Genomic DNA, 25,545 nt, shown 5'->3' with positions numbered 1-25,545 from the left:
CCCACAGGGCTTTCGCCTATTCCTGTGGGAGCGGGTTTACCCGCGAAGAGGGCCGGCCTAGGCACTCAGGTCGTCGAGAGGATGTGAACATCCGGCAAATCCATCGCAGCCGCTTCTTCCTGCAGGAACGTACTCAACCGCCGCAAACGCTCCCCGCCCGGCCGAGTACGCGGCCACACCAGGTAATAATCCAGCCCGCTGGCCACCGCCGTCGGCCAGGGCAGGCTCAGGCGCCGCTGGGCCACATCCTCGGCCACCATCAGCAGGTCGCCCATGGAGATCCCGTACCCACGGGCAGCCGCGATCATGCCCAGCTCCAGGGTGTCGAACACCTGCCCACCCTTGAGCGACACCTTGTCGGTGAGCCCCATGCGCGCCAGCCAGGCGCGCCAATCACGTTTGTCGGGGGTGGGGTGCAGCAGTTCGATGCCGGCCAGCCGCCGCTCATCCCAGGGCGCATCGTCGAGCAGGTCCGGCGCCCCCACCGGGATCAGCAGCTCGCTGAACAGCCGGCGGACCTCCCAGTCGGCCGGGAAGTTGCCGTCGCTGAGCAGCACCGCACAGTCGAACGGTTCCTGGTTGAAATCCACATGGTCGACGTCCATCCAGGCGCTGGTCAGTTGCACTTCGTTGCCCGGCTGCAGGTGGCGAAAGCGGCTCAGGCGCGCCAGCAGCCAGCGCATGGTCAGGGTGGACGGCGCCTTCATGCGCAGGATGTCGTCTTCGCCGCGCAAGGTCTCGCAGGCTCGCTCCAGCGCGGCGAAGCCGTCGCGCACGCCGGGCAGCAGCACCCGCGCGGCCTCGGTCAGTTGCAGGCTGCGGCCGCTGCGCACGAACAGGCGGCAGGCGAAGTGCTCTTCCAGCGTGCGGATATGCCGGCTGACCGCGCTCTGGGTGATCGACAGTTCGACACCGGCGCGGGTGAAGGAGCTCAGCCGCGCGGCGGCTTCAAATGCGCGCAGCGCATACAGCGGGGGGAGCTGGCGGGACATGGCGTACCTGGCATGCGGGGCTGTGGAGGCAGTGCACTGGATCATACATGCATGAGTCAGACTCATGGCAGTGATCGCATTTATCCTTTTGTGCAAAGCTGACCGAAGCCTCAGAATCGACCGCTCGCTCATTGCCCCACCCACAAGGACAAGCCCATGCACGTCGCGCCCACCACCGAACTCAAGGCTTTGCTGCGCCTGGCCGGGCCGCTGATCGCCTCGCAGTTGGCGCACATGCTGATGGTGCTCACCGACACCCTGATGATGGCCCGCATCAGCCCGCAGGCGCTGGCTGGTGGCGGGCTGGGGGCTGCGAGCTATTCGTTCGTATCGATCTTCTGCCTGGGGATAATCGCCGCGGTCGGCACACTGGTGGCGATCCGCAAGGGCGCCAACGACATCGAAGGCGCCACTCGCCTGGCCCAGAGCGGCCTGTGGCTGGCCTGGGGCCTGGCGCTGGCGGCGGCGCTGGTGCTGTGGAACCTCAAGCCGGCGCTGCTGCTGTTCGGCCAGCAGCCGGAGAACGTCGACGCGGCCATGCAGTTCCTCACCCTGCTGCCGCTGGCCCTGCCCGGCTACCTGACGTTCATGGCCCTGCGCGGCTTCACCAGTGCGCTGGGGCGCTCCACGCCGGTGATGGTCATCAGCCTGGTGGGCACGGTGCTCAACTACCTGCTCAACCATGCGCTGATCGAGGGCATGTTCGGCCTGCCCAAGTTGGGCCTGATGGGCATCGGCCTGGTCACCGCGGTGGTATCGATGGGCATGGCCATCGCCTTGGCGCTGTACATCCGCTGGCACAAGGCCTATGCCGCCTACCCGCTGCGCAAGGGCCTGATGCGCCCTTCGCTGCCGGCGCTGCGCGAGCTGTGGCGCCTGGGCCTGCCGATCGGCGGTACCTACATGGTCGAGGTCGGGCTGTTCGCCTTCGCCGCGCTGTGCATGGGCGTGCTTGGCAGCACGGAGCTTGCGGCGCACCAGATCGCCCTGCAGATCGTCTCGACCGCGTTCATGGTGCCGACCGGGCTTTCGTATGCGGTGACCATGCGCGTGGGCCTGTACTACGGCGCCGGCGACTTGCTGGCGGCGCGCAGCGCCGGGCGGGTCGGGATCGGTTTCGGTGCCACGCTGATGCTTGGCTTTGCCGCGCTGTTCCTGTTGCTGCCGGACAACCTGGTGGGCTTGCTGGTGAACCGTGACGACCCGGCCTTTGCGCCGATCTTCCAGCTGGCGGTGCAACTGGTGATGGTGGCGGCCTGGTTCGAGCTGTTCGACGGCGTGCAGACCATCGCCATGGGCTCGATCCGTGGCTTGAAGGATGCCCGCACCACCTTCCTGATCGGCGCGGTGTGCTACTGGCTGGTGGGCGCGCCGAGTGCCTGGGTGTTCGCCTTCACCCTCGGCGGTGGGGCGCCGGGGATCTGGTGGGGGCTGGCTTTGGGGCTGGCGTGTGCTTCGGTGGCGCTGACCTTTGCCTTCGAATGGCGGATGAAGCGGATGATTGGCAAGGCGGGGGTTGGGGCGAAGGCGGCAGTGCCTGTGTGAACTTGGGGCCGCTTTGCGCCCCATCGCCGGCAAGCCGGCTCCCACAGGGATCGCGCCGGGCTTGAGGCCGGCGCGGTCAGGGTGGGAGCTGGCTTGCCAGCGATGAGGCCCTAGAGGACTTCCGCCAATTTAGGCTCAGAGGCCTGCAACAGGTACTCGATCAACTCCGCCACCGGCAGCGGCCGGCTGACCAGGAAGCCTTGCACCTGGTCACAGCCGAACTCGCGCAGCAATGCCATCTGCTCCTCGCTCTCGACCCCTTCGGCCACCACCTCCAGGTTGAGGTTGTGCGCCAGGTTGATCATCGCGTGCACCAGCTTGCGGTTCTCTTCGCGCTGCTCCATGCCGCCGACGAAACTGCGGTCGACCTTGAGCAGGGTGATCGGCAGGCTGTTGAGGTGCACGAACGAGGAGAAGCCCGTGCCGAAGTCATCCAGCGAGAAACGTACACCGAGGCGCCCGAGGGCATCCATGGTCTGGCGCACCAGCTCATTGCGGCGCATCACCGCCGTTTCGGTCAACTCGAACTCCAGCCAGCGCGCATCGACGCCATGCTCGACGATCAGCCGGCTCAGGGTGGCCAGCAACTGGCTGTCCTGGAACTGACGGAAGCTCAGGTTGACCGCCATGTGCAACGGCGCCAGGCCGCGTTCGCGCAAGGCCTGCATATCGCTCAGGGCACGGGATATCACCCAGTAGCCCAGCGGCACGATCAGCCCGCTCTGCTCGGCCAGCGGCACGAACTCGCTGGGCGGCAGCAGGCCGCGCTCCGGGTGGTTCCAGCGCACCAGGGCCTCGAGGCCGACGATACGGCCGTCGGTGAGGTTCAGCCGTGGCTGGTAGTGCAGCTCCAGCTCGTCGCGGCGCAGGGCGCGGCGCAGCTCGCTTTCCAGGTCGGCGAGGCTGCGGGCGTTGCGGTTGATGCGCTCGTTGAACACATGGAAGGTGCAACCCTGGCTGCCCTTGGCCTGGCGCATGGCGATGTGCGCATGCCACATCAGCGGGTCGGCGCCGGCCTGGGCGCGGGCGTGGGCAATGCCCAGGCTGCAGCCGAGCAGCAGGCTTTCGCCGTCGATCCAGTAGGGTTCGGTCAGCGCCTCGGTGATACGTTCGGCGATCCATTCGGCGCGGTTGGCGTCACGCCGGGTGTCGATCAGCAGGGCGAACTCGTCACTGCCCAGGCGCGCCAGCTGGTCGGTGGCTTCGAGCTGGCTCTTGAGCCGTGCCACCACCTGCAGGATCAGGCGATCGCCGCCCTGGTGGCCCAGGGCATCGTTGACGTGACGGAAGTTGTCGAGGTCGAGGTGGCCCAGGGCCAGGCCGCGGCCTTCGTTTTCGGCCAGGCGCGTGGTCAGCAAGGCCTGGAAGCCCTGGCGGTTGGCAATGCCGGTCAGCGGATCCTGCTCGGCCAGACGTTGCAGGGTGGCGACCAGTACGCCGCGCTCGCGCACATGGCGCAGGGAACGACGCAGGGTGTCGGTGCCCAGTTGCGCCAGCACCAGCCAGTCGCTGACGCCCACCGGTGTAGCCGCAGGCTCCTGCTCGAGCAGCAAGATGGTCGGCAGCTCGCAGCGCCCCGGGGCTGGCTGCAGCTCGGGGGTGGCCAGCACCACGGCCTGGCGGTCGTTGGCGAACAGGCTGTCGACCGCTGCCCAGTTCGGCGCGGTCAGCAGCACCGCACTCCCACCCAGAGGCTGCAGGCATTCGCGCAAGCGTGCGGCCCATTCCGGCTCATCGGCCAACAGCAGCAAACGCAGGGGTTCGGCGGGCGTGGACAAGCGGGCTCCTTAGGCGTGGACGGTGGAACGGCGGGGGCGGTGTATCCTACCGCAACGAATGAAAATGATTTTCACTTTTAGTCATGGCCGTCCTTGACCAGCGCCCCGTCGCATTTTGACGTGCATCCTGCGCGAAACCCGCGCAACCGGCAAACAGGATTTCGGGGATTTACATGGCGGTTGGCAGTATCGCCCTGCCAAGCCGTGAAAAACCCCGCCCGGCGGGCGGTAAAAGGTTGACTCACACGTCAGACGGTCGCGCCACAAACCCTGGATGCCTGTTAGAATGCGCGGCTATTTTCTGGCGACCCCCGGTTTCTAGCATGTCCCGACTCAATCCCCGGCAACAGGAAGCCCGAGACTACGTTGGCGGCCCTCTTTTGGTGCTCGCTGGTGCAGGCTCCGGCAAGACCAGCGTGATCACGCGCAAGATTGCCCACCTCATCCAGAACTGCGGCATCCGTGCCCAGTACATCGTGGCGATGACCTTTACCAACAAGGCCGCCCGCGAGATGAAGGAACGTGTCGGCACCCTGCTGCGTCCGGGGGAAGGCCGAGGGCTTACGGTGTGCACCTTCCACAACCTGGGCCTGAACATCATCCGCAAGGAGCACGAACGCCTGGGCTACAAGCCGGGGTTCTCGATCTTCGACGAGTCCGACATCAAGGCGTTGCTGTCAGACATCATGCAGAAGGAATACTCCGGCGACGACGGCATCGACGAGATCAAGAACATGATCGGTGCCTGGAAGAACGACCTGATCCTGCCGCCCGAGGCGCTGGAAAAGGCGCGCAACCCGCGCGAGCAGACCGCCGCCATCGTCTACACCCACTACCAGCGCACGCTCAAGGCGTTCAACGCGGTGGACTTCGACGACCTGATCCTGCAACCGGTCAAGCTGTTCCAGGAGCACCCCGAAGTGCTCGAACGCTGGCAGAACCGCGTGCGCTACCTGCTGGTGGACGAATACCAGGACACCAACGCCAGCCAGTACCTGCTGGTGAAAATGCTGATCGGCATGCGCAACCAATTCACCGTGGTGGGCGACGATGACCAGTCGATCTATGCCTGGCGTGGCGCGCGGCCGGAGAACCTGATGCTGCTCAAGGAGGACTACCCCTCCCTGAAGATTGTCATGCTCGAGCAGAACTACCGCTCCACCAGCCGCATCCTGCGCTGCGCCAACGTGCTGATCGCCAACAACCCCCATGCGTTCGAGAAACAGCTGTGGAGCGAGATGGGCGTGGGCGACGAGATCCGCGTGATCCGCTGCAAGAACGAGGAAGCCGAGGCCGAACGCGTGGCCATGGAAATCCTCACCCTGCACCTGCGCACCAACCGCCCGTACAGCGACTTCGCCATCCTCTACCGCGGCAACTACCAGGCCAAGCTGATCGAACTGAAGCTGCAGCACCACCAGGTGCCGTATCGCCTGTCCGGCGGCAACAGCTTCTTCGGCCGCCAGGAGGTCAAGGACCTGATGGCCTACCTGCGCCTGCTGGTGAACCCGGACGATGACAACGCCTACCTGCGGGTGATCAACGTGCCGCGCCGCGAGATCGGCTCGACCACCCTGGAAAAACTCGGCAACTACGCCACCGAGCGCGGCGTGTCGATGTACGCCGCCAGCGAGGAGCTGGGCCTGGGCGAGCACCTGGATGCGCGCTATACCGAGCGCCTGCAGCGCTTCAAGCACTGGCTCGACGGGGTGCGCCACAAGGTGGCGCTGGAAGACCCGATTGCCGCGCTGCACGAGATGATCCGCGACATCGACTACGAGAACTGGATTCGCCAGCAGACCGCCAGCGACAAGGCAGCGGAGTTCCGCATCAGCAACGTCTGGTTCCTGGTCGAAGCGCTGAAGAACACCCTCGAGAAGGACGAAGAGGGTGACATGACCATCGAGGACGCCATCGGCAAGCTGGTGCTGCGCGACATGCTCGAGCGCCAGCAGGAAGAGGAAGAGAACGCCGAGGGCGTGCAGATGATGACCCTGCATGCCTCCAAGGGCCTGGAATTCCCCTACGTGTTCATCATGGGCATGGAGGAGGAGATCCTCCCCCACCGCTCGAGCATCGAGGCCGACACCATCGAAGAAGAACGCCGCCTGGCCTACGTGGGCATCACCCGCGCGCGCCAGACCCTGGCCTTCACCTTCGCCGCCAAGCGCAAGCAGTACGGCGAAATCATCGACTGCACGCCGAGCCGGTTCCTCGATGAACTGCCGCCGGACGACCTGGCCTGGGAAGGCCTGGACGATGCGCCGGTCGAAGTCAAAGCCGCGCGGGGCAACAACGCGCTGGCCGATATCCGGGCCATGCTCAAACGCTGATCAACCATTACTCTTTAACTTTGCCGCTATTTGCGGCCACCTTTGCTACATCGAGGAAAACAAAGTGGAAGCACTGCATCAGAAGATTCGCGAAGAAGGCATCGTGCTTTCCGATCAGGTTCTCAAAGTCGACGCGTTTCTCAACCACCAGATCGACCCGGCGCTGATGCAGCTGATCGGTGACGAGTTCGCCCGCCTGTTCGCCGACTCGGGCGTGACCAAGATCGTCACCATCGAAGCCAGCGGCATCGCCCCGGCGGTGATGACCGGCCTGAAGCTCGGCGTGCCGGTGATCTTCGCCCGCAAGCACCAGTCGCTGACCCTGACCGAGAACCTGCTGACCGCCTCGGTGTACTCCTTCACCAAGCAGACCGAGAACACCGTGGCTGTCTCGCCGCGTCACCTCAACAGCAGCGACCGCGTGCTGGTGATCGACGACTTCCTGGCCAACGGCAAGGCGTCCCAGGCGCTGATCTCGATCATCAAGCAGGCCGGCGCCACCGTGGCCGGCCTTGGCATCGTCATCGAGAAGTCGTTCCAGGGCGGCCGTGCCGAGCTGGACAGCCAGGGCTACCGCGTTGAATCGCTGGCGCGGGTTAAGTCGCTGGAAGGCGGTGTGGTTTCGTTCATCGAGTAAGGCCACACACCTATCCTGTGGGAGCGGGTTTACCCGCGAATACGATGTCGGATCCACCATCGCATTCGCGGGTAAACCCGCTCCCACAGGGTTCCGTGCAGCCCGGCATCATCGAGTCGCCGCCAACCCCGCCAGCAACAACCGCTGGTACAGCTCTTCCTTCAGCCCCTTCGGCTGATCCAGTTGCATGCGCACCAGGTGCGCCTCATACCCCTCGGGCCCTGGCGCATCCAGTGCCGCCTTGCCCAGCTCCAGCACCTCGCTCAGCTTGAACTTGCTCTTCAACCAGTTCAGCGCCCGCAGCAGGTCGCGCTCCTGGGCCGTGAAGTCGCTGCCCAGCGGGTACTCCGGGAACAACCGCCCATGCCGCGCACGGATCGCCTCCAGGCGCTCGGGGGTGTTGTCGCGGTAGCGCTGGTCGAGCTCGAAGCCCTTTGCCAGCTTGCCCGCCGCCTTGGCCTGCGCCATCAGCTCAGCCTGGAAGCGTGAATCACTGATCGCCAGCAACCGCGCAGTCACCTCGCTGTCGGTTTGCCCGCGCAGGTCGGCGATGCCGTATTCAGTGATCACGATATCGCGCAGGTGCCGGGGAATCGTGCAGTGGCCGTAGGTCCAGTACAGGTTGGAGCTGACCTCCCCACCCGCCTCGCGCCAGCTGCGCAGCAGCAGGATCGAGCGCCCGCCCTGCAGCGCATGGCCCTGGGCGACGAAGTTGTACTGCCCGCCCACACCGCTGAGCACCCGGCCATCCTCCAACTGGTCGGCCACACCGGCGCCGAGCAGGGTCATGCCGAACGCGGTGTTGATGAAGCGTGCGTCGCGACGCTGGCGGCGCTTCAGGTCTTCCTGGCCGTAGAGCTCGTTGATGAAGCTGATGCGGGTCATGGCGAACTGCGCGCGCTGCGCCAACGGCATCTCGCGCAGGCGCTGGTAGAACGCCTGCGGGCCGAGGAAGAAACCGCCATGCACCAGCACGCCCTGCTCGTCCGCCGGGCGGCGCACCACACCGGCCTCGGCAAGGGCCAGCAGGCCGTTGACGAACATCTCGCTGCAGCCGTACAGGCCCTGGGCGAAGCTATCCAGGCCCCCTTCCCGTTCGATCAGTACCTGCCACGGGCCGATATCCAACGCCTCGAGCAGGGCCCGGTAACCGTCGTTGTCACCCTGGCGCGCCAGCAAGGCGGCCGCCACGGCATCGCCCATGGCGCCGATGCCGATCTGCAGGGTGCCACCGTCGCGCACCAGGCTGCTGGCGTGCAGGCCGATGCAGTGGTCCTGGGTGGACACCGGCATGTTCGGCGTGGAGAACAGCCGGCGTTGCTCGGGTTCGTCGATCAGCAGGTCGAAGTCGCTGATGGCCAGCTCCGAGTCGCCGGGCATGTAGGGCAGTTCGCTGTGCACCTGGCCGAGCAGCAGGATGGTTTCGCCGGCCGCGCGGCGCTTTTCGATCATCGGCAGCAGGTCGAGGGTGATGTCGGGATTGCAGGCCAGGCTGAGGTGATCCGGGCGTTCGGGCGTGGCGGCCACGAGTTGCGCAACCAGGTTCAGGCCCTTGGCGTTGATGTCACGGGCGGCGTGGCTGTAGTTGCTGCTGACGTAGTCCTGCTGTGCCGAGACGCTGTGCAGCAGGCTGCCCGGCTGCATGAAGAACTGCTCGACGCGGATGTTCGGCGGGAGGCTGTCGGCGCGCAGGTCGGCGACGTAGGTGAGCTCTTCGTAGTCGGCGAACACGCGCTCGACGAAGGGTTCGAGGAAGCGCCGTTGCAGGCCATCGCCCAGGGGTGGGCGGCCGAGGGACAGGGCGGTGTAGATGGTCAGGCGGCGCTGGGGCAACTCGCGGATGCGGGCGTACAGCGCGTTGACGAAGGCGTTGGGTTTGCCAAGGCCCAGGGGCAGGCCCATGTGGATGTGAATGGGCAGGCGCCTCAGGACCTCGTCCACTGCCTGGTCGATGGGACAGCGCTGCATCGGGGCCTCCAGCGAGATCTTCGGGTTCAGGGGTTGGACATGAACCTTAGACCATTGGTTGCCTGCACCGACCTCTTCGCGGGGTAAACCCCGCCCCCACGACCACCGCGCAACCAGGGGGTGCGGGGTTGACCCCGCAGAGGTCGGGGCCGAACACACCAAAAAAAAACCCCCCCACGGCGGCGGGGGTTACACAGATCAGTCAGGCCTACAGCCCGGACATCTTCTTGATCGCACCTTTGAGGTCATCATCCGAGCAATCCGCGCAGGTGCCCTTCGGTGGCATGGCGTTGATCCCGGTAATGGCCTTGGCCAGGATGCCGTCGAGGCCACCCTGGTGGTCGGCGCGTTCTTTCCAGGCCGCGGTGTCGCCGATCTTCGGCGCACCCAAAAGGCCGCTGCCATGGCAGGCATTGCAGTGCTTGGCGATGATGTCGTCCGGCGTCTTGGCACCGCCGCCGCCAGCGCTGGCGACCACTTCCATGCCCTTGCATTCCTGGCCCTGGACGCAGACTTGCCCAACCGGCGCCAGGCGCTTGGCGATCTCGTCGTTGGTCGCAGCGGTTGCGCTCATTGCCCAAAGGGCGAATACGGCTGCTGGTACGGCCAGCATCTTCTTGATTTGGTTCACACGTACACCCTCATGGTGGCTAATCACGCTCGCGGCCACGGAATAGCGAGCGTTGAAAAGTATAGCGGCACTCCTGAAAGCGTGGAACGACCACACTCGGGGAAAGGGTATTGGCGAATCAATGCACTGCGCTGGATCAAAAGTTCGACGGGGTGGCCGCGCTGATCAACCGGGCAGGCTCTGCGAACGGGTTGCGAAAACGGTGCGGGCGGGTGCTTTCGAAGTAGTAGCTGTCGCCGGCTTCGAGGATGAAGATCTCGGTGCCGACCACCAGCTCCAGGCGGCCTTCAAGGAGGATCCCGGTCTCTTCGCCGTCATGGGTGAGCATCTCTTCGCCGGTATCGGCGCCGGGCGGGTAGACCTCGTTGAGGAAGGCGATGGCACGGTTGGGGTGCGACTTGCCGACCAGCTTCATGGTCACCGCGCCGTCGGAGATGTCGATCAGCTCGTGGGCCTTGTAGACGATCTGCGTCGGGCTTTCCGGTGCCAGTTCGACCGAAAAGAACTCGACCATGGACATGGGGATACCACTGAGCACCTTGCGCAGGGAGCTGATGGAGGGGCTCACACTGTTCTTCTCGATCATCGAGATGGTGCTGTTGGTCACCCCGGCGCGTTTGGCGAGTTCGCGCTGGGACAGGCCCTTGAGCTTGCGGATGGCTTGCAGTCGTTCACCGACGTCCAAAGCGTGGGCCTCCAGGAAGGGGTCAGGTGGGGGATGTGTGAACGATATGATGGCAATGCCGTTCAGTATTTACAACACACCGCCCCGCAGCCTGTCCGCTTCGGCGCCTTATTCGCCGATATAGTCCCGCGGCACGCGCTTGAGATTGCAGAAGATCTGGTACGGGATGGTACCGGCCTGCAGCGCCACGTCACTGGCCAGCACCTGCTTGCCCCACAGCTCGACCGGGCTGCCGACGGTGGCCTCGGGCACCTCGGTGAGGTCGATGCAGAGCATGTCCATCGACACCCGGCCGATCAGCTGGGCGCGCTTGCCGGCGACCACCACGGGCGTGCCGGTGGGTGCCTGGCGCGGATAGCCGTCGGCATAGCCCATGGCGACTACGCCGACCCGGGTCGGGCGAGGGCTGACGAATTTGGCGCCATAGCCCACCGGCTCACCGGCCGGCAGTTCGCGCACGCTGATCACCCGCGATTGCAGGGTCATCACCGGTTGCAGGCGGGCGGCCTGGGCCTGCTCAACCTCGAACGGAGTGGCGCCATACAGCATGATGCCCGGCCGTACCCAGTCGCTCTTGATGCTCGGCCAGCCCAGCACTGCCGGCGAGTTGCGCAGGCTGCACTCGGCGCTGAGGCCCTGGCGGGCAGCTTCGAACACCGCCACCTGCTGCTCGGTGGCCGTGGCGTCGAGTTCGTCGGCACGGGCGAAGTGGCTCATCAGCACGATGCGCGACACCTTGCCGCTGGCCAGCAGGCGCTGGTAGGCGTTGTGGTAGTCCTTGGGATGCACGCCGACGCGGTGCATGCCGGTGTCCATCTTCAGCCAGATGGTCAGCGGCTTGTGCACCTGGGTCTGTTCCAGCGCTTCGAGTTGCCACAGCGAATGCACCACGCACCACAGGTCGTGCTCGGCGATCAGTGCCAGCTCGCTGGCCTCGAAGAACCCTTCGAGCAGCAGCACCGGCGCCTTGATGCCGGCCGCGCGCAGCTCCAGGGCTTCCTCGATACAGGCCACGGCAAAACCGTCGGCCTCGGTTTCCAGGGCCAGGGCGCAACGCACCGCGCCATGGCCGTAGGCGTCGGCCTTGACCACGGCCAGGGCCTTGGCACCGGTCAGCTCACGGGCCAGGCGGTAGTTGTGACGGAGGGCTTGGAGGTCGATCAGGGCACGGGCGGGACGCATGGCGGCAGCCTTCTGGCAGTTCTGGTTATGTAGAAATCCCCGGCGCGGCAGATGGGGGTAGGTACCCACCGCGCCGGGGTGAGGGAACAGGTCGATCAGTGTTTGCCCCTTCGCGGCTGAAGCCGCTCCCACAGAAATCGCGCTCTCTGTGGGAGCGGCTTTAGCCGCGAAGAGGCCGGTACAGGCGCCCGCTTACTGGTGCGCCGGCGCCGGCTGGCCCTGGCTGGCAGCTTCGCGGCTGTTGCCGTAGCGCGAGATGTCCAGGCCTTCGGCGCTGATCTGCGGCTTCTTGCGGGCAATCAGGTCGGCCAGCAGGCGGCCGGAACCGCACGCCATGGTCCAGCCCAGGGTACCGTGACCGGTGTTGAGGAACAGGTTACGGAACTTGGTGGCACCGACGATCGGCGTGCCGTCCGGGGTGGCCGGGCGCAGGCCGGTCCAGAAGCTCGCCTGGCTCAGGTCGCCGCCGCGAGGATAAAGGTCGTTGACGATCATCTCCAGCGTTTCGCGTCGACGCGGGTTCAGCGACAGGTCAAAACCGGCGATCTCAGCCATGCCGCCAACACGAATGCGGTTGTCGAAACGGGTGATCGCCACCTTGTAGGTTTCGTCGAGGATGGTCGAGGTCGGCGCCATGTCACCATCGGTGATCGGCACGGTCAGCGAGTAGCCCTTGAGCGGGTAAACCGGGGCCTTGATGCCCAGCGGCTTGAGCAGTTGCGGCGAGTAGCTGCCCAGGGCCAGCACGTAGCGGTCGGCGGTTTCCAGCTTGCCGTCGATCCACACGCCGTTGATGCGGTCACCGGCGAAGTCCAGGCGTTGGATGTCCTGGCCGAAGCGGAACTCGACGCCCAGCTTGACGGCCATGTCGGCCAGCTTGGTGGTGAACAGCTGGCAGTCGCCGGTCTGGTCGTTGGGCAGGCGCAGGGCGCCAGCGAGGATATCCTTCACGCCGGCCAGGGCCGGCTCGACGCGGGCGATGCCGTCGCGGTCGAGCAGCTCGTAAGGCACGCCGGACTGCTCCAGCACGGCGATGTCCTTGGCCGCGGCATCCACCTGGGCCTGGGTGCGGAACAGCTGGGTGGTGCCCAGGCTGCGGTTCTCGTAAGCGATGCCGGTTTCGGCGCGCAGCTCGTCGAGGCAGTCGCGGCTGTACTCGGACAGGCGCACCATGCGCTCCTTGTTCACCGCGTAGCGGCTGGCGGTGCAGTTGCGCAGCATCTGCGCCATCCACAGGTACTGGTCGACGTCGCCGGTGAGCTTGATGGCCAGTGGGGCGTGGCGCTCCAGCAGCCACTTGATGGCCTTGAGCGGCACGCCTGGCGCGGCCCACGGCGAGGCATAGCCGGGCGAGATCTGGCCTGCGTTGGCGAAGCTGGTTTCCATGGCCACCGCCGGCTGGCGGTCGACCACCGTGACTTCGAAACCTTGCCGGGCCAGATAGTAGGCACTGGCGGTTCCGATCACACCGCTACCTAGTACCAGTACTCGCATTGTTCATCCCTCGCACGCGGCTCGCCGCAGTCTTTTGTTGATATGGCATGGATGCGCGCATTGTATGAAGGACAGCCCAGTGCAATTCACTATATAAACGCCTATATTTGGCGAGAATTCTCGGCAAAATCGCCTTTGACGGAGGGGCATCCCCTATGAGAACCCAGCACCAGAGCAAGCGTGAACTGGACAAGATCGACCGCAATATCCTGCGCATCCTGCAGAATGACGGCCGCATCTCGTTCACCGAACTGGGCGAGAAAGTCGGGCTGTCGACCACCCCCTGCACCGAGCGCGTGCGCCGCCTGGAGCGCGAGGGGATCATCATGGGCTACAACGCCCGGCTCAATCCGCAGCACCTCAAGGGCAGCCTGCTGGTGTTCGTCGAGATCAGCCTGGACTACAAGTCCGGCGACACCTTCGAGGAATTCCGCCGCGCCGTGCTCAAGTTGCCCCACGTGTTGGAGTGCCACCTGGTGTCGGGCGATTTCGACTACCTGGTGAAGGCGCGCATTTCGGAAATGGCCTCGTACCGCAAGCTGCTGGGCGACATCCTGCTGAAGCTGCCGCACGTGCGCGAGTCGAAGAGCTACATCGTGATGGAAGAAGTGAAGGAGAGCCTGTGCCTGCCTATCCCGGATTGATTCGTCTTCGGCTCGCCGGGGCCGCTTCGCGCCCCATTCGCGGCACAAGGCCGCTCCTACAGGAAACCGCGATCACTTGTAGGAGCGGCCTTGTGCCGCGAATGGGGCGCGCAGCGGCCCCGGCAATCTCGAATGGGTATCGCGTGCTCAGACCAGCACTTGCCGGGTGGTGGCGATGAACTGGTGCACCAGCTGTTCGGCGGCCGGGTCGATCGGCTGCTCAGGCCCGCGGCCACGCGGGCAGGCCAGGCGCGGAGTGGTGCCGAACAGGCGGCAGATCATCGGGCGCTCTTCGTAGACGGTGCAGCCGTTCGGGCCCAGGTGTACGCAGTCCAGGCGCTCCAGGGCGGCTTCCTGCTCGGCCTGGGTCTTGCGCGGCAGGCGGGCCATTTCTTCGGCCGAGGTGGTAACCGGGCCGCAGCAATCGTGGCAGCCGGGTACGCACTCGAACGAGGGAATGAGTTCGCGCAGGAAGTGAATCTTGTGGCGGTTGCAGGACATGACCGAGGACAGAGCGAGGAATGAGGTTGAATTATAAGCCCAATCGCGGGGCAAGCCCGCTCCCACGACTAAATAGCGGCGTGGAAGCGGGCTTGCCCCACGATTGGCCAGTTGCCTATCCTCCACCTTTCGCCTCAGCCCCGGGAATCGACAGATGATCCATAGCGCGCAGCACGCCGCCTCCTATTACGCCGCCAGCAGCGCGCCACACCCGGACCACGCGTTCCTGCAAGGCGAGCACAGCGCCGACGTGTGCATCGTCGGTGGTGGCTATTCGGGCCTGAACACTGCCATCGAACTGGCCGAGCGCGGCCTGTCGGTGATCCTCCTGGAAGCCCGCAAGCTGGGCTGGGGCGCCAGCGGGCGCAACGGCGGGCAACTGATTCGCGGGGTCGGCCATGGCCTGGAGCAGTTCCTCCCGGTGATCGGCGAGGACGGCGTGCGCAGCATGCGCCTGATGGGCCTGGAGGCCGTGGAGATCGTCCGTGAGCGGGTCGAGCGCCACGCCATCGACTGCGACCTGACCTGGGGCTACTGCGACCTGGCCAACAAACCCGCCGAGCTTGCCGGCTTTGCCGAGGACGCCGAAGAACTGCGCAGCCTGGGCTATCGCCATGAACTGCGCCTGGTGCAGCCCGGCGACATGCATTCGGTGGTGGGCTCCGACCGCTATGTCGGCGGCCTGATCGACATGGGCTCAGGGCACCTGCACCCGCTCAACCTGGCGCTCGGTGAAGCGGCTGCCGCCAGCCGCCTGGGCGTGCAGTTGTTCGAGCAATCGGAAGTCACCCGCATCGAATACGGCCCTGAAGTGAAAGTGCACACTGCCCAGGGCCGGGTTCGCGCCAAGACCCTGGTGCTGTGCTGCAACGCCTACCACAACGACCTCAACCGCGAACTGGGCGGCAAGGTGCTGCCGGCCGGTAGCTACATCATCGCCACCGAGCCGCTGGGCGAGGAACGTGCACGCCAGTTGCTGCCGCAGAACATGGCGGTGTGCGACCAGCGCGTGGCCCTGGACTACTACCGGTTGTCCGCCGACCATCGCCTGCTGTTCGGCGGTGCCTGCCACTACTCCGGGCGCGACCCGCGGGACATCGCCGCCTACATGCGGCCGAAGATGCTCAAGGTGTTCCCGCAACTGGCCGACGTGCGCATCGACTACCAGTGGGGCGGGATGATCGGCATCGGCGCCAACCGCCTGCCGCAGATCGGCCGCCTGGCCGGGCAGCCGAACGTCTATTACGCCCAGGCCTACTCCGGGCATGGGGTGAACGCCACCCACCTGGCCGGGCGCCTGCTCGGCGAAGCCATCAGCGGCCAGCAGAGCGGGCGTTTCGACCTGTTCGCCAAGGTGCCGCACCCGACCTTCCCCGGCGGCAAGCTGATGCGCTCGCCGCTGTTGGCGCTGGGGATGCTTTGGTACCGACTCAAAGAGCTGGTGTGATTACTTTTTCAACCCGCGCAGCCTCTTTTACTTTTCAACCTGCGCGGTCTCTTTTGTAGGAGCGGCCTTGTGTCGCGAAAGGGCTGCGAAGCAGCCCCAGCCATTGCCGCGTCAACGCTGAAATCCTGGGGCTGCTGCGCAGCCCTTTCGCGACACAAGGCCGCTCCTACACAACCGGCACTCAGTCCTTCCAGAACGGCTTGCGCGCCTCTCGGCATGCCTGCTCCCAGGTCAGCCCGATATCGCGCAGTTGGTAGTCCTCCAGCTGCAGCAAGGCCCTGCGGGTGCGCCAGCGATGCAACATGAGCCCCCAGCGCCCGAGCCCCGTCGGAGCGCTGTAGACCCTGGGCCGCTGCCCCGCCTCCAGTTCCGTGGCCAACAGTTGCAACCGTACATCGCTCATGCCACCCATTACCGCACCCTCCAGATCACGTCATAGCGTGCAGAAAGCATGCGCGTGCGGGCCATGAGCAATACAGATCCAACACAGTTTTATTATTTCCATACAGAATTGGCGTCAGGCCGGCTGAATGGAGTATTTTCCTACGATCTGTATCGGTCCCGCCCCACAAGATACTCAGGAGTATGCCGTGACCCTCTACCTCAACCTGGCCGAACTGCTCGGGTCGCGCATCGAGCAGGGCCTGTACCGGCCGGGCCAACGCCTGCCCTCGGTCCGCGCCCTGAGCACCGAGCACGGGGTCAGCCTGAGTACCGTGCAACAGGCCTATCGCCTGCTGGAGGACAACGGCCTGGTGTCGCCACGGCCCAAGTCCGGCTACTTCGTCGCCGAGGACCGCAACCTCCCTGCCCTCCCGGACATCAGCCGCCCGGCGCAACGGCCTGTGGATATCTCCCAGTGGGAACAGGTGCTGGAACTGATACGCGCCACCCCGCGCCCGGACGTGATCCAGTTGGGCCGCGGCATGCCGGATGTCGACAGCCCCACGCTCAAGCCGCTGTTGCGCAGCCTGGCGCAGCTCAGCCGGCGCCAGGACATGCCCGGCCTGTACTACGACAACATCCACGGCAATGCCCAACTGCGTGAGCAGATCGCCCGGCTGATGCTCGATTCCGGCTGCCGCCTGGGCCCGGCCGACCTGGTGGTGACTACCGGCTGCCACGAGGCGCTGTCGTGCAGCATCCGCGCGGTGTGCCAACCCGGGGACATCGTCGCGGTCGACTCGCCGAGCTTCCACGGCGCCATGCAGACCCTCAAGGGCCTGGGCATGAAGGCGCTGGAGATCCCCACCGACCCGATCACCGGCATCAGCCTCGAAGCACTGGAGCTGGCCCTGGAGCAGTGGCCGATCAAGCTCATCCAGATCACCCCCAACTGCAACAACCCGCTGGGCTACATCATGCCCGAGGCGCGCAAGAAGGCCTTGCTCACCCTCGCCCAGCGCTACGACGTGGCGATCCTCGAAGACGATGTGTATGGCGACCTGGCCTACACCTACCCGCGCCCACCCACCATCAAGTCGTTCGACGACGATGGCCGGGTGCTGCTGTGCAGTTCGTTCTCCAAGACCCTGGCACCGGGCCTGCGTATCGGCTGGGTAGCGCCGGGGCGCTACCTGGAGCGGGTGCTGCACATGAAGTACATCAGCACCGGCAGCACCGCCTGCCAGCCGCAACTGGCGATTGCCGACTTCATCGCCGAGGGCCACTACCAGCCCCACCTGCGGCGCATGCGCAGCCAGTACCAGCGTGGCCGCGACCAGATGTGCGACTGGGTGACCCGTTATTTCCCGCCGGGCACCCGCGCCAGCAGGCCCCAAGGCGGCTTCATGCTGTGGGTGGAGCTACCGGAAAGTTTCGATACGTTGCGCCTGAACCGGGCTTTACTGGAGCAGGGCGTGCAGATCGCCGTGGGCAGCATCTTCTCGGCCTCGGGCAAGTACCGCAATTGCCTGCGCATGAACTTCGCCGCGCGGCCGACGCCGCAGATCGAAGCCGCGGTGCGCAAGGTGGGGGAAACCGCCCATCGTCTACTGGCGGCCGAACAGGCTGCCGGGTAACGTTGCGCCGCCCGCCACTGTCCAACCCCTTAAGCCCCTGTCGCACAGGACCATTCACCCTTGAGACGCCAGCCAGCCCTGCCCCTGCTGCTGGTGCTGCTGCTCGGCCTGTCAGGCTGCGCCAGCACCGCTACACCCCGTGATGTCAGCCAGGCGCTGCCGGCCAGTGAGTCGGCGTTCGGCCGCTCGGTGCAGCGCCAGGCCGCGCCCTACGAGGGGCGTTCGGGTTTTCGCCTACTGCCCAACAGCAATGAGGCCTTCCGCGCCCGCGCCGAGCTGATCCGCAACGCCCAGGCCAGCATCGATCTGCAGTACTACATCGTCCACGACGGCCTCAGCACCCGCGCCCTGGTGCACGAACTGCTGCGCGCCGCCTACCGCGGCGTGCGCGTGCGCATCCTGCTGGACGACACCACCAGCGATGGCCTGGACACCATCATGGGCACCCTGGATGCCCACCCGAACATCCAGATCCGCGTGTTCAACCCGCTGCACCTGGGCCGCAGCACCGGCGTGACCCGCGCCGTGGGCCGGCTGTTCAACCTGTCACGCCAGCACCGACGCATGCACAACAAGCTGTTCCTGGTGGACAACAGCATGGCCATCGTCGGCGGGCGCAACCTGGGCGACGAATACTTCGACGCCGAGCCCAACCTCAACTTCACCGACATCGACCTGTTGGGGGTAGGCCCGGTGGCCGAGCAACTCGGGCACGGCTTCGACCAATACTGGAACAGCGCCCTGAGCCGGCCGATCGGCGATTACCTGTGGTGGCAGCCCGATGCCGAAGACCTGCGTGCCAGCCGCCAGCGCCTTGAGGTGTCCCTGGCCGAGGCACGCATCAAGCGCAAAGCCCTTTACGACCGGTTGATGGCCTACCAAGCACAGCCACGTCTGGACGTATGGCGCAACGAGCTGATCTGGGCGCACAGCCAGGCGCTGTGGGACGCGCCGAGCAAAGTGCTGGCCGATGACGAACCCGACCCACAACTGCTGATGAGCCAGCAACTGGCGCCAGACCTGAACAGCGTGCGGCACGAGCTGATCCTGGTGTCGGCCTACTTCGTGCCGGGTGAGCCTGGGCTTTTGTACCTGACCAGCCATGCGGACGCCGGCACCTCGGTCAAGCTGCTGACCAATTCGCTGGAGGCCACCGACGTGCCGGCGGTACACGGCGGTTACGCGCCCTACCGCCGCGCCCTGCTCGAACATGGCGTGCAGTTGTACGAGATGCGTCGCCAGCCCGGCGACCGCAGTGCCCGGCGCGGCCTGAGCCTGCACGGCAGCTCCGACTCGAGCCTGCACAGCAAGGCGATGGTGTTCGACAGGCGCAAGACGTTCATCGGCTCATTCAACTTCGACCCGCGTTCGGTGCTGTGGAACACCGAGGTCGGCGTGCTGGTGGACAGCCCGGAGTTGGCCGAGTACACCCGCGACCTGGCGGTACAAGGCATGGCGCCGGCGTTGAGCTACCAGCCAAAGCTGGTGGGCGGGAAGCTGGTGTGGATCACCGAGGACAATGGCCAGCGGCATATGCTGCTGACCGAGCCGGGTGGATTCTGGCGGCGGTTCAATGCCTGGATCAGCAAGGCGGTGGGGCTGGAGAAGATGCTGTAGGGCCTATCGCGGGGCAAGCCCGCTCCCACGCAGTTCCTATTGCAGCCTGGGTCAGGTCGTGGGAGCGGGCTTGCCCCGCGATAGCAATCGATCAGGCAGAGGCTGGCTCGAAGGCATCCTTGCGCTGGGTCAGCACCACCAACCCCGCTGCCCCCACCGCCATCAGCAGCAGCAACGCATGCCCACTGACCCACTGGCTGCCCGCCCCGGCCAGCAGCGGCCCGATCAGGCAACCGATACCCCACAGCTGCGCCACGTGGGCATTGGCCCGCACCAGCTCATCATCGCGATAGCGCTCGCCGATCAAGACCAGCGACAGGGTGAACAACCCTCCCGCACTGGCCCCGAACAGCACCCACAAGGGCCAGATCAGCGGCGTGTGCAGCATCAGCGGAATGGCCAGGCTCGAGACCAGCAGGGTCAGCGCACAGCCACTGAACAACGTGCGCCGCGACATGCGATCAGCCAGCGCCCCGATCGGCAGCTGCAACACCGCATCACCCACCACCACGGTGCTGACCATGAACAGCGCCACTTCCGTGGTGAAGCCCTGCTGCAGGCAATACACCGGCAGCAGGGTGAGGATCATGGCCTCGAAAGCGGCGAACAGGGCGATAGCCCAGGCAATGACCGGCAGCCGTCGGCAGAAGGCGAACAGGTCGAGGAAGGTCACACTGCACGCCTCGGTGCTGGGTGCGCCGCTACGGCCCAGGAGGATCAGCGGGGCAACCAGCAGCAGCCCGGTCGCCGCCCAGAAACCGAAGTCATCGTTGGAACCGAGAAAACCCAGCACCATCGGCCCGGCCAGCTGGCTCAGGGCGTAGCTGCTGCCATACAGCGCCACCAGCCGCCCGCGCCATTGCTCAACCACCAACTGGTTGATCCAGCTTTCGCCGAGGATGAACACCACGGTCAGCGACATGCCGATCAGCAGGCGCAGCGCCAGCCACAGCGGGTAGCTGGGCAGCAACGCCACCAGGCCGATCGACAGCGCCCCGCCCCACAGGCACAGGCGCATGGCGGCCGGTACGCCGACCCAACCGGCCAGGCGGCTGGCCACGGCGGCGCCGACCAGCACACCCAGCGCCGGCATTGCCGCCATCACACCGATGGCGAACCCGCCGTAACCCCAGCCCTCCAGGCGCAAGGACACCAGCGGCATGCTCACGCCGAGCGCGAGCCCGACACTGAGCACCGACGCCAGCACGGCAAAATAGGTTCCCCAACGCATGGTGGCCTCCCAGGCAGTCAAATCAGGCAGAAAGCATCGCGGGGCAAGCCCGCTCCCACGTAACCAGGCGCTGATGATGCATCATCAAACCCTGGCGGCGTGGGAGCGGGCTTGCCCCGCGAAAAGGCGTTACCGGATTACAGCTTGATCCAGGTCGCCTTCAGCTCGGTGTACTTCTCCAGCGCGTGCAGCGACTTGTCACGGCCGTTGCCCGACTGCTTGAAGCCACCGAACGGCGCGGTCATGTCGCCGCCGTCGTACTGGTTGACCCAGACGCTGCCGGCACGCACGGCGCGGGCGGTCTTGTGGGCCTTGGAGATGTCCGAGGTCCAGATGCCGGCTGCCAGGCCGTACGGGGTGTCGTTGGCGATGGCGATGGCTTCTTCGGCGGTGTCGAAGGTGATAACCGACAGTACCGGGCCGAAGATTTCTTCCTGGGCGATCTTCATGGCGTTGGTCACGCCGTCGAAGATGGTCGGCTCGACGTAGGTGCCGCCGGTCTCTTCGAGGATGCGCTTGCCGCCAGCCAGCAGCTTGGCGCCGTCCTGGTGACCGGCGTCGATGTACGACAGCACGGTGTTCATCTGCTGGGTATCGACCAGCGCACCGACGGTGGTTGCCGGGTCCAGCGGGTTGCCCGGTTTCCAGGCCTTGAGGGCCTCGACCACCATGGGCAGGAACTTGTCCTTGATCGAACGCTCCACCAGCAGGCGCGAACCGGCGGTGCAGACTTCACCCTGGTTGAAGGCGATGGCGCTGGCGGCGGCCTCGGCGGCGGCTTGCAGGTCCGGGGCGTCGGCGAAGACGATGTTCGGGCTCTTGCCGCCGGCTTCCAGCCAGACGCGCTTCATGTTCGACTCGCCGGCGTAGATCATCAGCTGCTTGGCGATCTTGGTCGAACCGGTGAACACCAGGGTGTCGACGTCCATGTGCAGGGCCAGGGCCTTGCCCACGGTGTGGCCATAGCCTGGCAGCACGTTGAGCACGCCCGCCGGGATACCGGCTTCGATCGCCAGCTGGGCGATGCGGATGGCGGTCAGCGGCGATTTTTCCGACGGCTTGAGGACGATGGAGTTACCGGTGGCCAGGGCCGGGCCGAGTTTCCAGCAGGCCATCAGCAGCGGGAAGTTCCACGGCACGATGGCACCGACCACACCCACCGGCTCACGGGTAACCAGGCCGAGCTGGTCGTGCGGGGTTGGCGCGACTTCGTCGTAGACTTTGTCGATGGCTTCGGCGTTCCAGTGCAGGGCACTGGCCGCACCCGGCACGTCGATGCTGGAGGAGTCGCCGATCGGCTTGCCCATGTCCAGGGTTTCGAGCAGGGCCAGCTCTTCGACGTGCTTGCGCAGCAGGTCGGCGAAGCGGATCAGCTTGGCCTTGCGCTTGGCCGGAGCCAGGCGCGACCAGACGCCGGATTCGAACACGGCGCGGGCATTTTCGACAGCGCGGTTGGCATCGGCCAGGTCGCAGCTGGCAACCTTGGCCAGGAAGCGTCCGTCCACCGGGCTCAGGCAGTCGAAGGTTTCACCGGATGCGGCATCGGTGTATTCGCCGTTGATGAAGGCGCGGCCTTCGATCTTCAGTTGCTGGGCACGCTGTTCCCAGTCCGCACGAGTCAGGGTGGTCATAGGAAACTCCTCTCTTGTTAAGGTGCAACGCCGCACTGAGGACTCACGGGCGCTGTCAGAAATTCTGGCCGGGTGACGAGGCACACGGGCACCTGCCACCCTAAACCAGGGCGGGGAAACTATCAATATATTTGACACGAACGGCTCAAATGCCTACTGATGTTCATTTTATTAAACAACAACAGGGTAACCACCATGAGTATCGCCAGCATCGTCGACTTCGCCCAGGTTCTGACCGAGGCCGAACGCTACCGCCCCGCGGCGGAGAAAATCCTCAAGGGCGAGCCTGACCAGGCTGTCTACAACCACTATGCCAGCCCGTGCGGGCAGTTCGCCGCGGGCGTCTGGGAAGGTGAAGTGGGCCAGTGGACGGTGAACTACACCGAGCATGAATACTGCGAGATCGTGCAAGGTGTGTCGGTGCTGCGCGACCAGGACGGAGGCGCCAAGACCCTGCGCACCGGTGATCGCTTCGTGATCCCGGCCGGCTTCAAGGGCACCTGGGAGGTGCTGGAGCCGTGCCGCAAGATCTATGTGATGTTCGAGCAGAAGTAAGCGCCAGCTTCTTCGCGGGTAAACCCGCTCCCACAGGTTCGCCGCGACGCTGTGGGAGCCAGGGGTTCCTGCAGGTTTGCAGTGAAGCTCAGGTTTCGCGCGGCCCCTGTGGGAGCGGATTTACCCGCGAAAGGCTGGACACGGTTTTCCTGCAGGCATAAAAAAACCCGCCACCTTACGGTTGCGGGTTTTTTCAGGTTGCCGATCAATTACTTGATCTTGGCTTCCTTGTACACCACGTGCTTGCGGACGACCGGATCGTATTTCTTGATCTCGATCTTGTCCGGAGTGGTGCGCTTGTTCTTGTCGGTGGTGTAGAAGTGGCCGGTACCGGCACTCGAAACCAGACGGATCAATTCACGCATGATGTTCTCCCTTAAACCTTGGCGCCAGCTTTGCGGATGTCGACCAGAACGGCATCGATGCCGCGCTTGTCGATGATACGCATGCCTTTGGCGGAAACGCGCAGACGCACGAAACGCTTCTCGGATTCAACCCAGAAACGGTGGTGCTGCAGGTTTGGCAGGAAACGACGACGGGTTTTGTTGTTTGCGTGGGAAATGTTATTCCCGGTTACTGGACCCTTACCAGTAACTTGACAGACTCTCGACATGCCTCAGCCCTCTAAAACCACATGCCCAACCCGGCATGGGTTGGCCGCTTAATCTCTCAGTCATTGGCGCTAGGCGCCGTGTTTCCGAGGGTCTTATCGACCGGAAGCGCTTACGCGACAGGCCGAGCCCCTAGAAAAGAGCGCTGCTTTATACCAGAAAGACTCAGCCGCAACAACAGAAGATGTGTCTTAAGGTCGGGCCGAGTGCGCCCGGGCAGCATAACGACTGGGGCGCCAAGGTGTCGACCGCCCGTCGCCGAATTAATGCGAAAGGGTGTGGTCATTTGCCCGTGCCCACACTAGGGTAGGACTTTTCCAGACTGCACCGGCAGATGGTGCCACAAACCCGCCAAGGAGCCACCATGCGTGCCGCCGCCCTTTCCCTGTTGTTCACCACGCTGTGCGCCGCCGGCCTCGCCCAGGCCGCGCCGCTGTCGGTGTGCACCGAAGCCAGCCCGGAAGGCTTCGACGTGGTCCAGTACAACTCGCTGACCACCACCAATGCCTCGGCCGATGTGCTGATGAACCGCCTCGTCGAATTCGATGCAGGGCTTGGCAAGGTCGTACCCAGCCTGGCCGAGAGCTGGACGGTGTCGCCGGACGGCCTGATCTACGACTTCACCCTGCGCCAGGGCGTCAAATTCCACACCACGCCCTACTTCAAGCCCAGCCGCGAGCTGGACGCCGAAGACGTGCTGTTCAGCTTCCAGCGCATGCTCTACCCCGCCCACCCGTGGCACAAGACCGCGGCGGGCGGCTACCCGCATGCCCAGTCGCTGCAGCTGGGCAGCCTGATCAAGTCGATCGAGGCCCCACAGCCCAATACCGTGCGCTTCACCCTCTCGCACCCGGATGCCACCTTCCTGGCCACCCTGAGCATGGGCTTCGCCTCGATCTACTCCGCCGAGTACGCCGACAAGCTGCTCAAGGCCGAGACCCCGGACAAGCTCAACAGCCAGCCTGTGGGTACCGGGCCGTTCGTCTTCCAGCGTTTCCAGAAGGACGCCGTGGTGCGCTACCGCGCCAACCCCGACTACTTTGCCGGCAAACCCTCGGTCGACCCGCTGATCTTCGCCATCACCACCGACGCCAACGTGCGCCTGCAGAAGCTCAAGCGCGGCGAATGCCAGGTGGCCCTGTCGCCCAAGCCGCTGGACATCGCCGAGGCTGGCAAGGACGGCAACCTCAAGGTGGCGACCACCCCGGCGTTCATGACCGCGTTCGTCGCCATCAACAGCCAGCACCCGCCGCTGGACAAACCCGAGGTGCGCCAGGCGATCAACCTGGCCTTCGACAAACCGGCCTACCTGAAGGCCGTGTTCGAAAACACCGCCACCGCCGCCAACGGCCCTTACCCACCGAACACCTGGAGCTACGCCAAGGACCTGCCGGGTTACGCCATGGACCAGAAGAAGGCCAAGGCGCTGCTGGCCAAGGCCGGCCTGGCCGATGGTTTTGCAACCACCATCTGGACCCGCCCGTCGGGCAGCCTGCTCAATCCCAACCCCAGCCTGGGCGCACAGATGCTTCAGGCAGACCTGGCCAAGGTCGGCATCAAGGCCGAGATTCGCACCATCGAGTGGGGCGAGTTGATCCGCCGCGCCAAGGCGGGCGAGCACGACCTGCTGTTCATGGGCTGGGCGGGTGACAACGGCGACCCGGACAACTTCCTCAGCCCGCAGTTTTCCTGCGCGGCGGTCAAATCCGGGACCAACTTCGCGCGGTTCTGCGACAGCCGCCTGGACCAGCTGATCAACGCCGGGCGCACCACCAACGACCAGAGCGTGCGCAGCCGCCTGTACCAGCAGGCCCAGGCACTGATCCAGCAGCAGGCGCTGTGGCTGCCGCTGGCGCATCCGACGGCGGCGACCTTGCTGCACAAGGGTGTCGAGGGGTATCAGGTGAGCCCGTTCGGGCGACTGGATTTCAGCAAGATCGCCGTAAACCGTTGAGGCCTCATCGCGGGGCCACCCCCCAACCCCCCCAACCGAAGGGGGGGGGGGGGGACCCCCCCAGGCGTGAAACCAACCCACCACCCCA

At 65.3% G+C, this 25,545-nt stretch carries 22 protein-coding genes; 9 read left to right on the top strand and 13 right to left on the bottom strand.

The window, feature by feature from the left end:
• Positions 1 to 65 precede the first annotated feature (65 nt).
• Positions 66 to 992 carry a LysR substrate-binding domain-containing protein gene (locus tag ABE459_RS21240; protein WP_323830829.1) on the bottom strand — a complete coding sequence of 309 codons (927 nt, stop codon included), beginning with the start codon at positions 990 to 992 and terminating at the stop codon, positions 66 to 68.
• 156 nt (positions 993 to 1,148) lie between these two features.
• Between ABE459_RS21240 and ABE459_RS21235 the strand changes: the two genes are divergently transcribed.
• Entirely contained in the window at positions 1,149 to 2,537 is a 1,389-nt protein-coding gene (locus tag ABE459_RS21235) for a NorM family multidrug efflux MATE transporter (protein WP_323830828.1), read from the top strand.
• Positions 2,538 to 2,647: 110 nt separating this feature from the next.
• On the opposite strand, the gene ABE459_RS21230 is transcribed toward ABE459_RS21235, so the two are convergent.
• On the bottom strand, positions 2,648 to 4,315 hold the full coding sequence (locus tag ABE459_RS21230) for a bifunctional diguanylate cyclase/phosphodiesterase (protein ID WP_125861089.1): 1,668 nt from the start codon (positions 4,313 to 4,315) through the stop codon (positions 2,648 to 2,650).
• 323 nt (positions 4,316 to 4,638) lie between these two features.
• Here ABE459_RS21230 and rep point away from each other — a divergent pair, with 323 nt between their 5' ends.
• The gene (rep, locus tag ABE459_RS21225; RefSeq protein ID WP_125466044.1) at positions 4,639 to 6,648 is read left to right on the top strand and encodes a DNA helicase Rep; all 2,010 of its coding nucleotides are present in this window, start codon (positions 4,639 to 4,641) and stop codon (positions 6,646 to 6,648) included.
• A gap of 64 nt (positions 6,649 to 6,712) precedes the next feature.
• Positions 6,713 to 7,285 (top strand): xanthine phosphoribosyltransferase, encoded by a 573-nt coding sequence (gene xpt / locus ABE459_RS21220; protein WP_125466045.1) that lies wholly within the window; start codon positions 6,713 to 6,715, stop codon positions 7,283 to 7,285.
• 108 nt (positions 7,286 to 7,393) lie between these two features.
• On the opposite strand, the gene ABE459_RS21215 is transcribed toward xpt, so the two are convergent.
• From ABE459_RS21215 to dadA, 5 genes are all read right to left on the bottom strand, one after another.
• Positions 7,394 to 9,253, bottom strand: a complete 1,860-nt coding sequence (locus ABE459_RS21215; protein ID WP_323830827.1) for an acetyl-CoA hydrolase/transferase C-terminal domain-containing protein — start codon at positions 9,251 to 9,253, stop codon at positions 7,394 to 7,396.
• Positions 9,254 to 9,461: 208 nt separating this feature from the next.
• Entirely contained in the window at positions 9,462 to 9,866 is a 405-nt protein-coding gene (locus ABE459_RS21210; RefSeq protein ID WP_110992137.1) for a c-type cytochrome, read from the bottom strand.
• A gap of 154 nt (positions 9,867 to 10,020) precedes the next feature.
• Entirely contained in the window at positions 10,021 to 10,569 is a 549-nt protein-coding gene (locus ABE459_RS21205) for a cupin domain-containing protein (RefSeq protein ID WP_110992018.1), read from the bottom strand.
• A 108-nt stretch (positions 10,570 to 10,677) separates the two neighbouring features.
• Positions 10,678 to 11,751, bottom strand: coding sequence for an alanine racemase (gene alr, locus ABE459_RS21200; protein ID WP_125466047.1), 1,074 nt, complete (start codon positions 11,749 to 11,751; stop codon positions 10,678 to 10,680).
• A 192-nt stretch (positions 11,752 to 11,943) separates the two neighbouring features.
• Positions 11,944 to 13,245, bottom strand: coding sequence for a D-amino acid dehydrogenase (dadA, locus tag ABE459_RS21195; RefSeq protein WP_125466048.1), 1,302 nt, complete (start codon positions 13,243 to 13,245; stop codon positions 11,944 to 11,946).
• A gap of 155 nt (positions 13,246 to 13,400) precedes the next feature.
• On the opposite strand from dadA, the gene dadR reads away from it, so the two are divergent.
• Positions 13,401 to 13,889: a transcriptional regulator DadR gene (gene dadR, locus ABE459_RS21190; RefSeq protein ID WP_003258963.1), complete on the top strand. Its 489-nt coding sequence runs from the start codon at positions 13,401 to 13,403 to the stop codon at positions 13,887 to 13,889.
• A 147-nt stretch (positions 13,890 to 14,036) separates the two neighbouring features.
• Here dadR and ABE459_RS21185 read toward each other — a convergent pair whose 3' ends face one another.
• Positions 14,037 to 14,390, bottom strand: a complete 354-nt coding sequence (locus tag ABE459_RS21185) for a YkgJ family cysteine cluster protein (RefSeq protein WP_258705368.1) — start codon at positions 14,388 to 14,390, stop codon at positions 14,037 to 14,039.
• Between the two features lie 154 nt (positions 14,391 to 14,544).
• Between ABE459_RS21185 and ABE459_RS21180 the strand changes: the two genes are divergently transcribed.
• Positions 14,545 to 15,837, top strand: a complete 1,293-nt coding sequence (locus ABE459_RS21180; protein ID WP_125466050.1) for an FAD-binding oxidoreductase — start codon at positions 14,545 to 14,547, stop codon at positions 15,835 to 15,837.
• 181 nt (positions 15,838 to 16,018) lie between these two features.
• On the opposite strand, the gene ABE459_RS21175 is transcribed toward ABE459_RS21180, so the two are convergent.
• A complete protein-coding gene (locus tag ABE459_RS21175) occupies positions 16,019 to 16,249 on the bottom strand; it encodes a DUF1127 domain-containing protein (protein WP_125466051.1) in 231 nt (76 codons plus the stop codon).
• A 178-nt stretch (positions 16,250 to 16,427) separates the two neighbouring features.
• Here ABE459_RS21175 and ABE459_RS21170 point away from each other — a divergent pair, with 178 nt between their 5' ends.
• Together ABE459_RS21170 and ABE459_RS21165 are read left to right on the top strand one after the other, a co-directional pair.
• The gene (locus tag ABE459_RS21170; RefSeq protein WP_189654504.1) at positions 16,428 to 17,858 is read left to right on the top strand and encodes a PLP-dependent aminotransferase family protein; all 1,431 of its coding nucleotides are present in this window, start codon (positions 16,428 to 16,430) and stop codon (positions 17,856 to 17,858) included.
• Positions 17,859 to 17,918: 60 nt separating this feature from the next.
• Positions 17,919 to 19,475 carry a phospholipase D family protein gene (locus ABE459_RS21165; RefSeq protein WP_323830826.1) on the top strand — a complete coding sequence of 519 codons (1,557 nt, stop codon included), beginning with the start codon at positions 17,919 to 17,921 and terminating at the stop codon, positions 19,473 to 19,475.
• Positions 19,476 to 19,566: 91 nt separating this feature from the next.
• Here the strand turns inward: ABE459_RS21165 and ABE459_RS21160 are convergent, their stop codons facing one another.
• Together ABE459_RS21160 and ABE459_RS21155 are read right to left on the bottom strand one after the other, a co-directional pair.
• Positions 19,567 to 20,706 (bottom strand): MFS transporter, encoded by a 1,140-nt coding sequence (locus ABE459_RS21160; protein WP_323830825.1) that lies wholly within the window; start codon positions 20,704 to 20,706, stop codon positions 19,567 to 19,569.
• Between the two features lie 137 nt (positions 20,707 to 20,843).
• A complete protein-coding gene (locus ABE459_RS21155) occupies positions 20,844 to 22,337 on the bottom strand; it encodes an aldehyde dehydrogenase (protein ID WP_110992009.1) in 1,494 nt (497 codons plus the stop codon).
• A 195-nt stretch (positions 22,338 to 22,532) separates the two neighbouring features.
• Between ABE459_RS21155 and ABE459_RS21150 the strand changes: the two genes are divergently transcribed.
• Positions 22,533 to 22,892 (top strand): cupin domain-containing protein, encoded by a 360-nt coding sequence (locus ABE459_RS21150; protein ID WP_323830824.1) that lies wholly within the window; start codon positions 22,533 to 22,535, stop codon positions 22,890 to 22,892.
• A gap of 209 nt (positions 22,893 to 23,101) precedes the next feature.
• Here ABE459_RS21150 and rpmG read toward each other — a convergent pair whose 3' ends face one another.
• Together rpmG and rpmB are read right to left on the bottom strand one after the other, a co-directional pair.
• Complete coding sequence (gene rpmG, locus ABE459_RS21145; RefSeq protein ID WP_003253507.1) at positions 23,102 to 23,257, bottom strand: 50S ribosomal protein L33; 156 nt, start codon at positions 23,255 to 23,257, stop codon at positions 23,102 to 23,104.
• An 11-nt stretch (positions 23,258 to 23,268) separates the two neighbouring features.
• Positions 23,269 to 23,505, bottom strand: a complete 237-nt coding sequence (rpmB, locus tag ABE459_RS21140; protein WP_003253504.1) for a 50S ribosomal protein L28 — start codon at positions 23,503 to 23,505, stop codon at positions 23,269 to 23,271.
• A 362-nt stretch (positions 23,506 to 23,867) separates the two neighbouring features.
• Here rpmB and ABE459_RS21135 point away from each other — a divergent pair, with 362 nt between their 5' ends.
• A complete protein-coding gene (locus tag ABE459_RS21135) occupies positions 23,868 to 25,457 on the top strand; it encodes an ABC transporter substrate-binding protein (RefSeq protein WP_258705371.1) in 1,590 nt (529 codons plus the stop codon).
• Positions 25,458 to 25,545 lie beyond the last annotated feature (88 nt).

The sequence above is a fragment of the Pseudomonas sp. TWI923 genome (assembly GCF_039673365.1).
In the GTDB taxonomy this organism is placed as follows: Bacteria; Pseudomonadota; Gammaproteobacteria; order Pseudomonadales; family Pseudomonadaceae; genus Aquipseudomonas; species Aquipseudomonas sichuanensis.
The sequence above is the reverse complement of the archived record's forward strand: the minus strand, read 5'-3'. Positions and strand labels throughout refer to the sequence as shown.

What these genes read in the sequence shown, in the direction of transcription:
- ABE459_RS21160 (WP_323830825.1), bottom strand. Translation starts at nt 20,706, where the DNA reads ATGCGTTGGGGAACCTATTTTGCCGTGCTGGCGTCGGTGCTCAGTGTC.
- ABE459_RS21210 (WP_110992137.1), bottom strand. Translation starts at nt 9,866, where the DNA reads ATGCTGGCCGTACCAGCAGCCGTATTCGCCCTTTGGGCAATGAGCGCA.
- ABE459_RS21215 (WP_323830827.1), bottom strand. Translation starts at nt 9,253, where the DNA reads ATGCAGCGCTGTCCCATCGACCAGGCAGTGGACGAGGTCCTGAGGCGC.
- rpmG (WP_003253507.1), bottom strand. Translation starts at nt 23,257, where the DNA reads ATGCGTGAATTGATCCGTCTGGTTTCGAGTGCCGGTACCGGCCACTTC.
- dadA (WP_125466048.1), bottom strand. Translation starts at nt 13,245, where the DNA reads ATGCGAGTACTGGTACTAGGTAGCGGTGTGATCGGAACCGCCAGTGCC.
- alr (WP_125466047.1), bottom strand. Translation starts at nt 11,751, where the DNA reads ATGCGTCCCGCCCGTGCCCTGATCGACCTCCAAGCCCTCCGTCACAAC.
- rep (WP_125466044.1), top strand. Translation starts at nt 4,639, where the DNA reads ATGTCCCGACTCAATCCCCGGCAACAGGAAGCCCGAGACTACGTTGGC.
- ABE459_RS21180 (WP_125466050.1), top strand. Translation starts at nt 14,545, where the DNA reads ATGATCCATAGCGCGCAGCACGCCGCCTCCTATTACGCCGCCAGCAGC.
- ABE459_RS21235 (WP_323830828.1), top strand. Translation starts at nt 1,149, where the DNA reads ATGCACGTCGCGCCCACCACCGAACTCAAGGCTTTGCTGCGCCTGGCC.
- ABE459_RS21155 (WP_110992009.1), bottom strand. Translation starts at nt 22,337, where the DNA reads ATGACCACCCTGACTCGTGCGGACTGGGAACAGCGTGCCCAGCAACTG.
- ABE459_RS21175 (WP_125466051.1), bottom strand. Translation starts at nt 16,249, where the DNA reads ATGGGTGGCATGAGCGATGTACGGTTGCAACTGTTGGCCACGGAACTG.
- ABE459_RS21150 (WP_323830824.1), top strand. Translation starts at nt 22,533, where the DNA reads ATGAGTATCGCCAGCATCGTCGACTTCGCCCAGGTTCTGACCGAGGCC.
- ABE459_RS21135 (WP_258705371.1), top strand. Translation starts at nt 23,868, where the DNA reads ATGCGTGCCGCCGCCCTTTCCCTGTTGTTCACCACGCTGTGCGCCGCC.
- dadR (WP_003258963.1), top strand. Translation starts at nt 13,401, where the DNA reads ATGAGAACCCAGCACCAGAGCAAGCGTGAACTGGACAAGATCGACCGC.
- ABE459_RS21240 (WP_323830829.1), bottom strand. Translation starts at nt 992, where the DNA reads ATGTCCCGCCAGCTCCCCCCGCTGTATGCGCTGCGCGCATTTGAAGCC.
- rpmB (WP_003253504.1), bottom strand. Translation starts at nt 23,505, where the DNA reads ATGTCGAGAGTCTGTCAAGTTACTGGTAAGGGTCCAGTAACCGGGAAT.
- ABE459_RS21185 (WP_258705368.1), bottom strand. Translation starts at nt 14,390, where the DNA reads ATGTCCTGCAACCGCCACAAGATTCACTTCCTGCGCGAACTCATTCCC.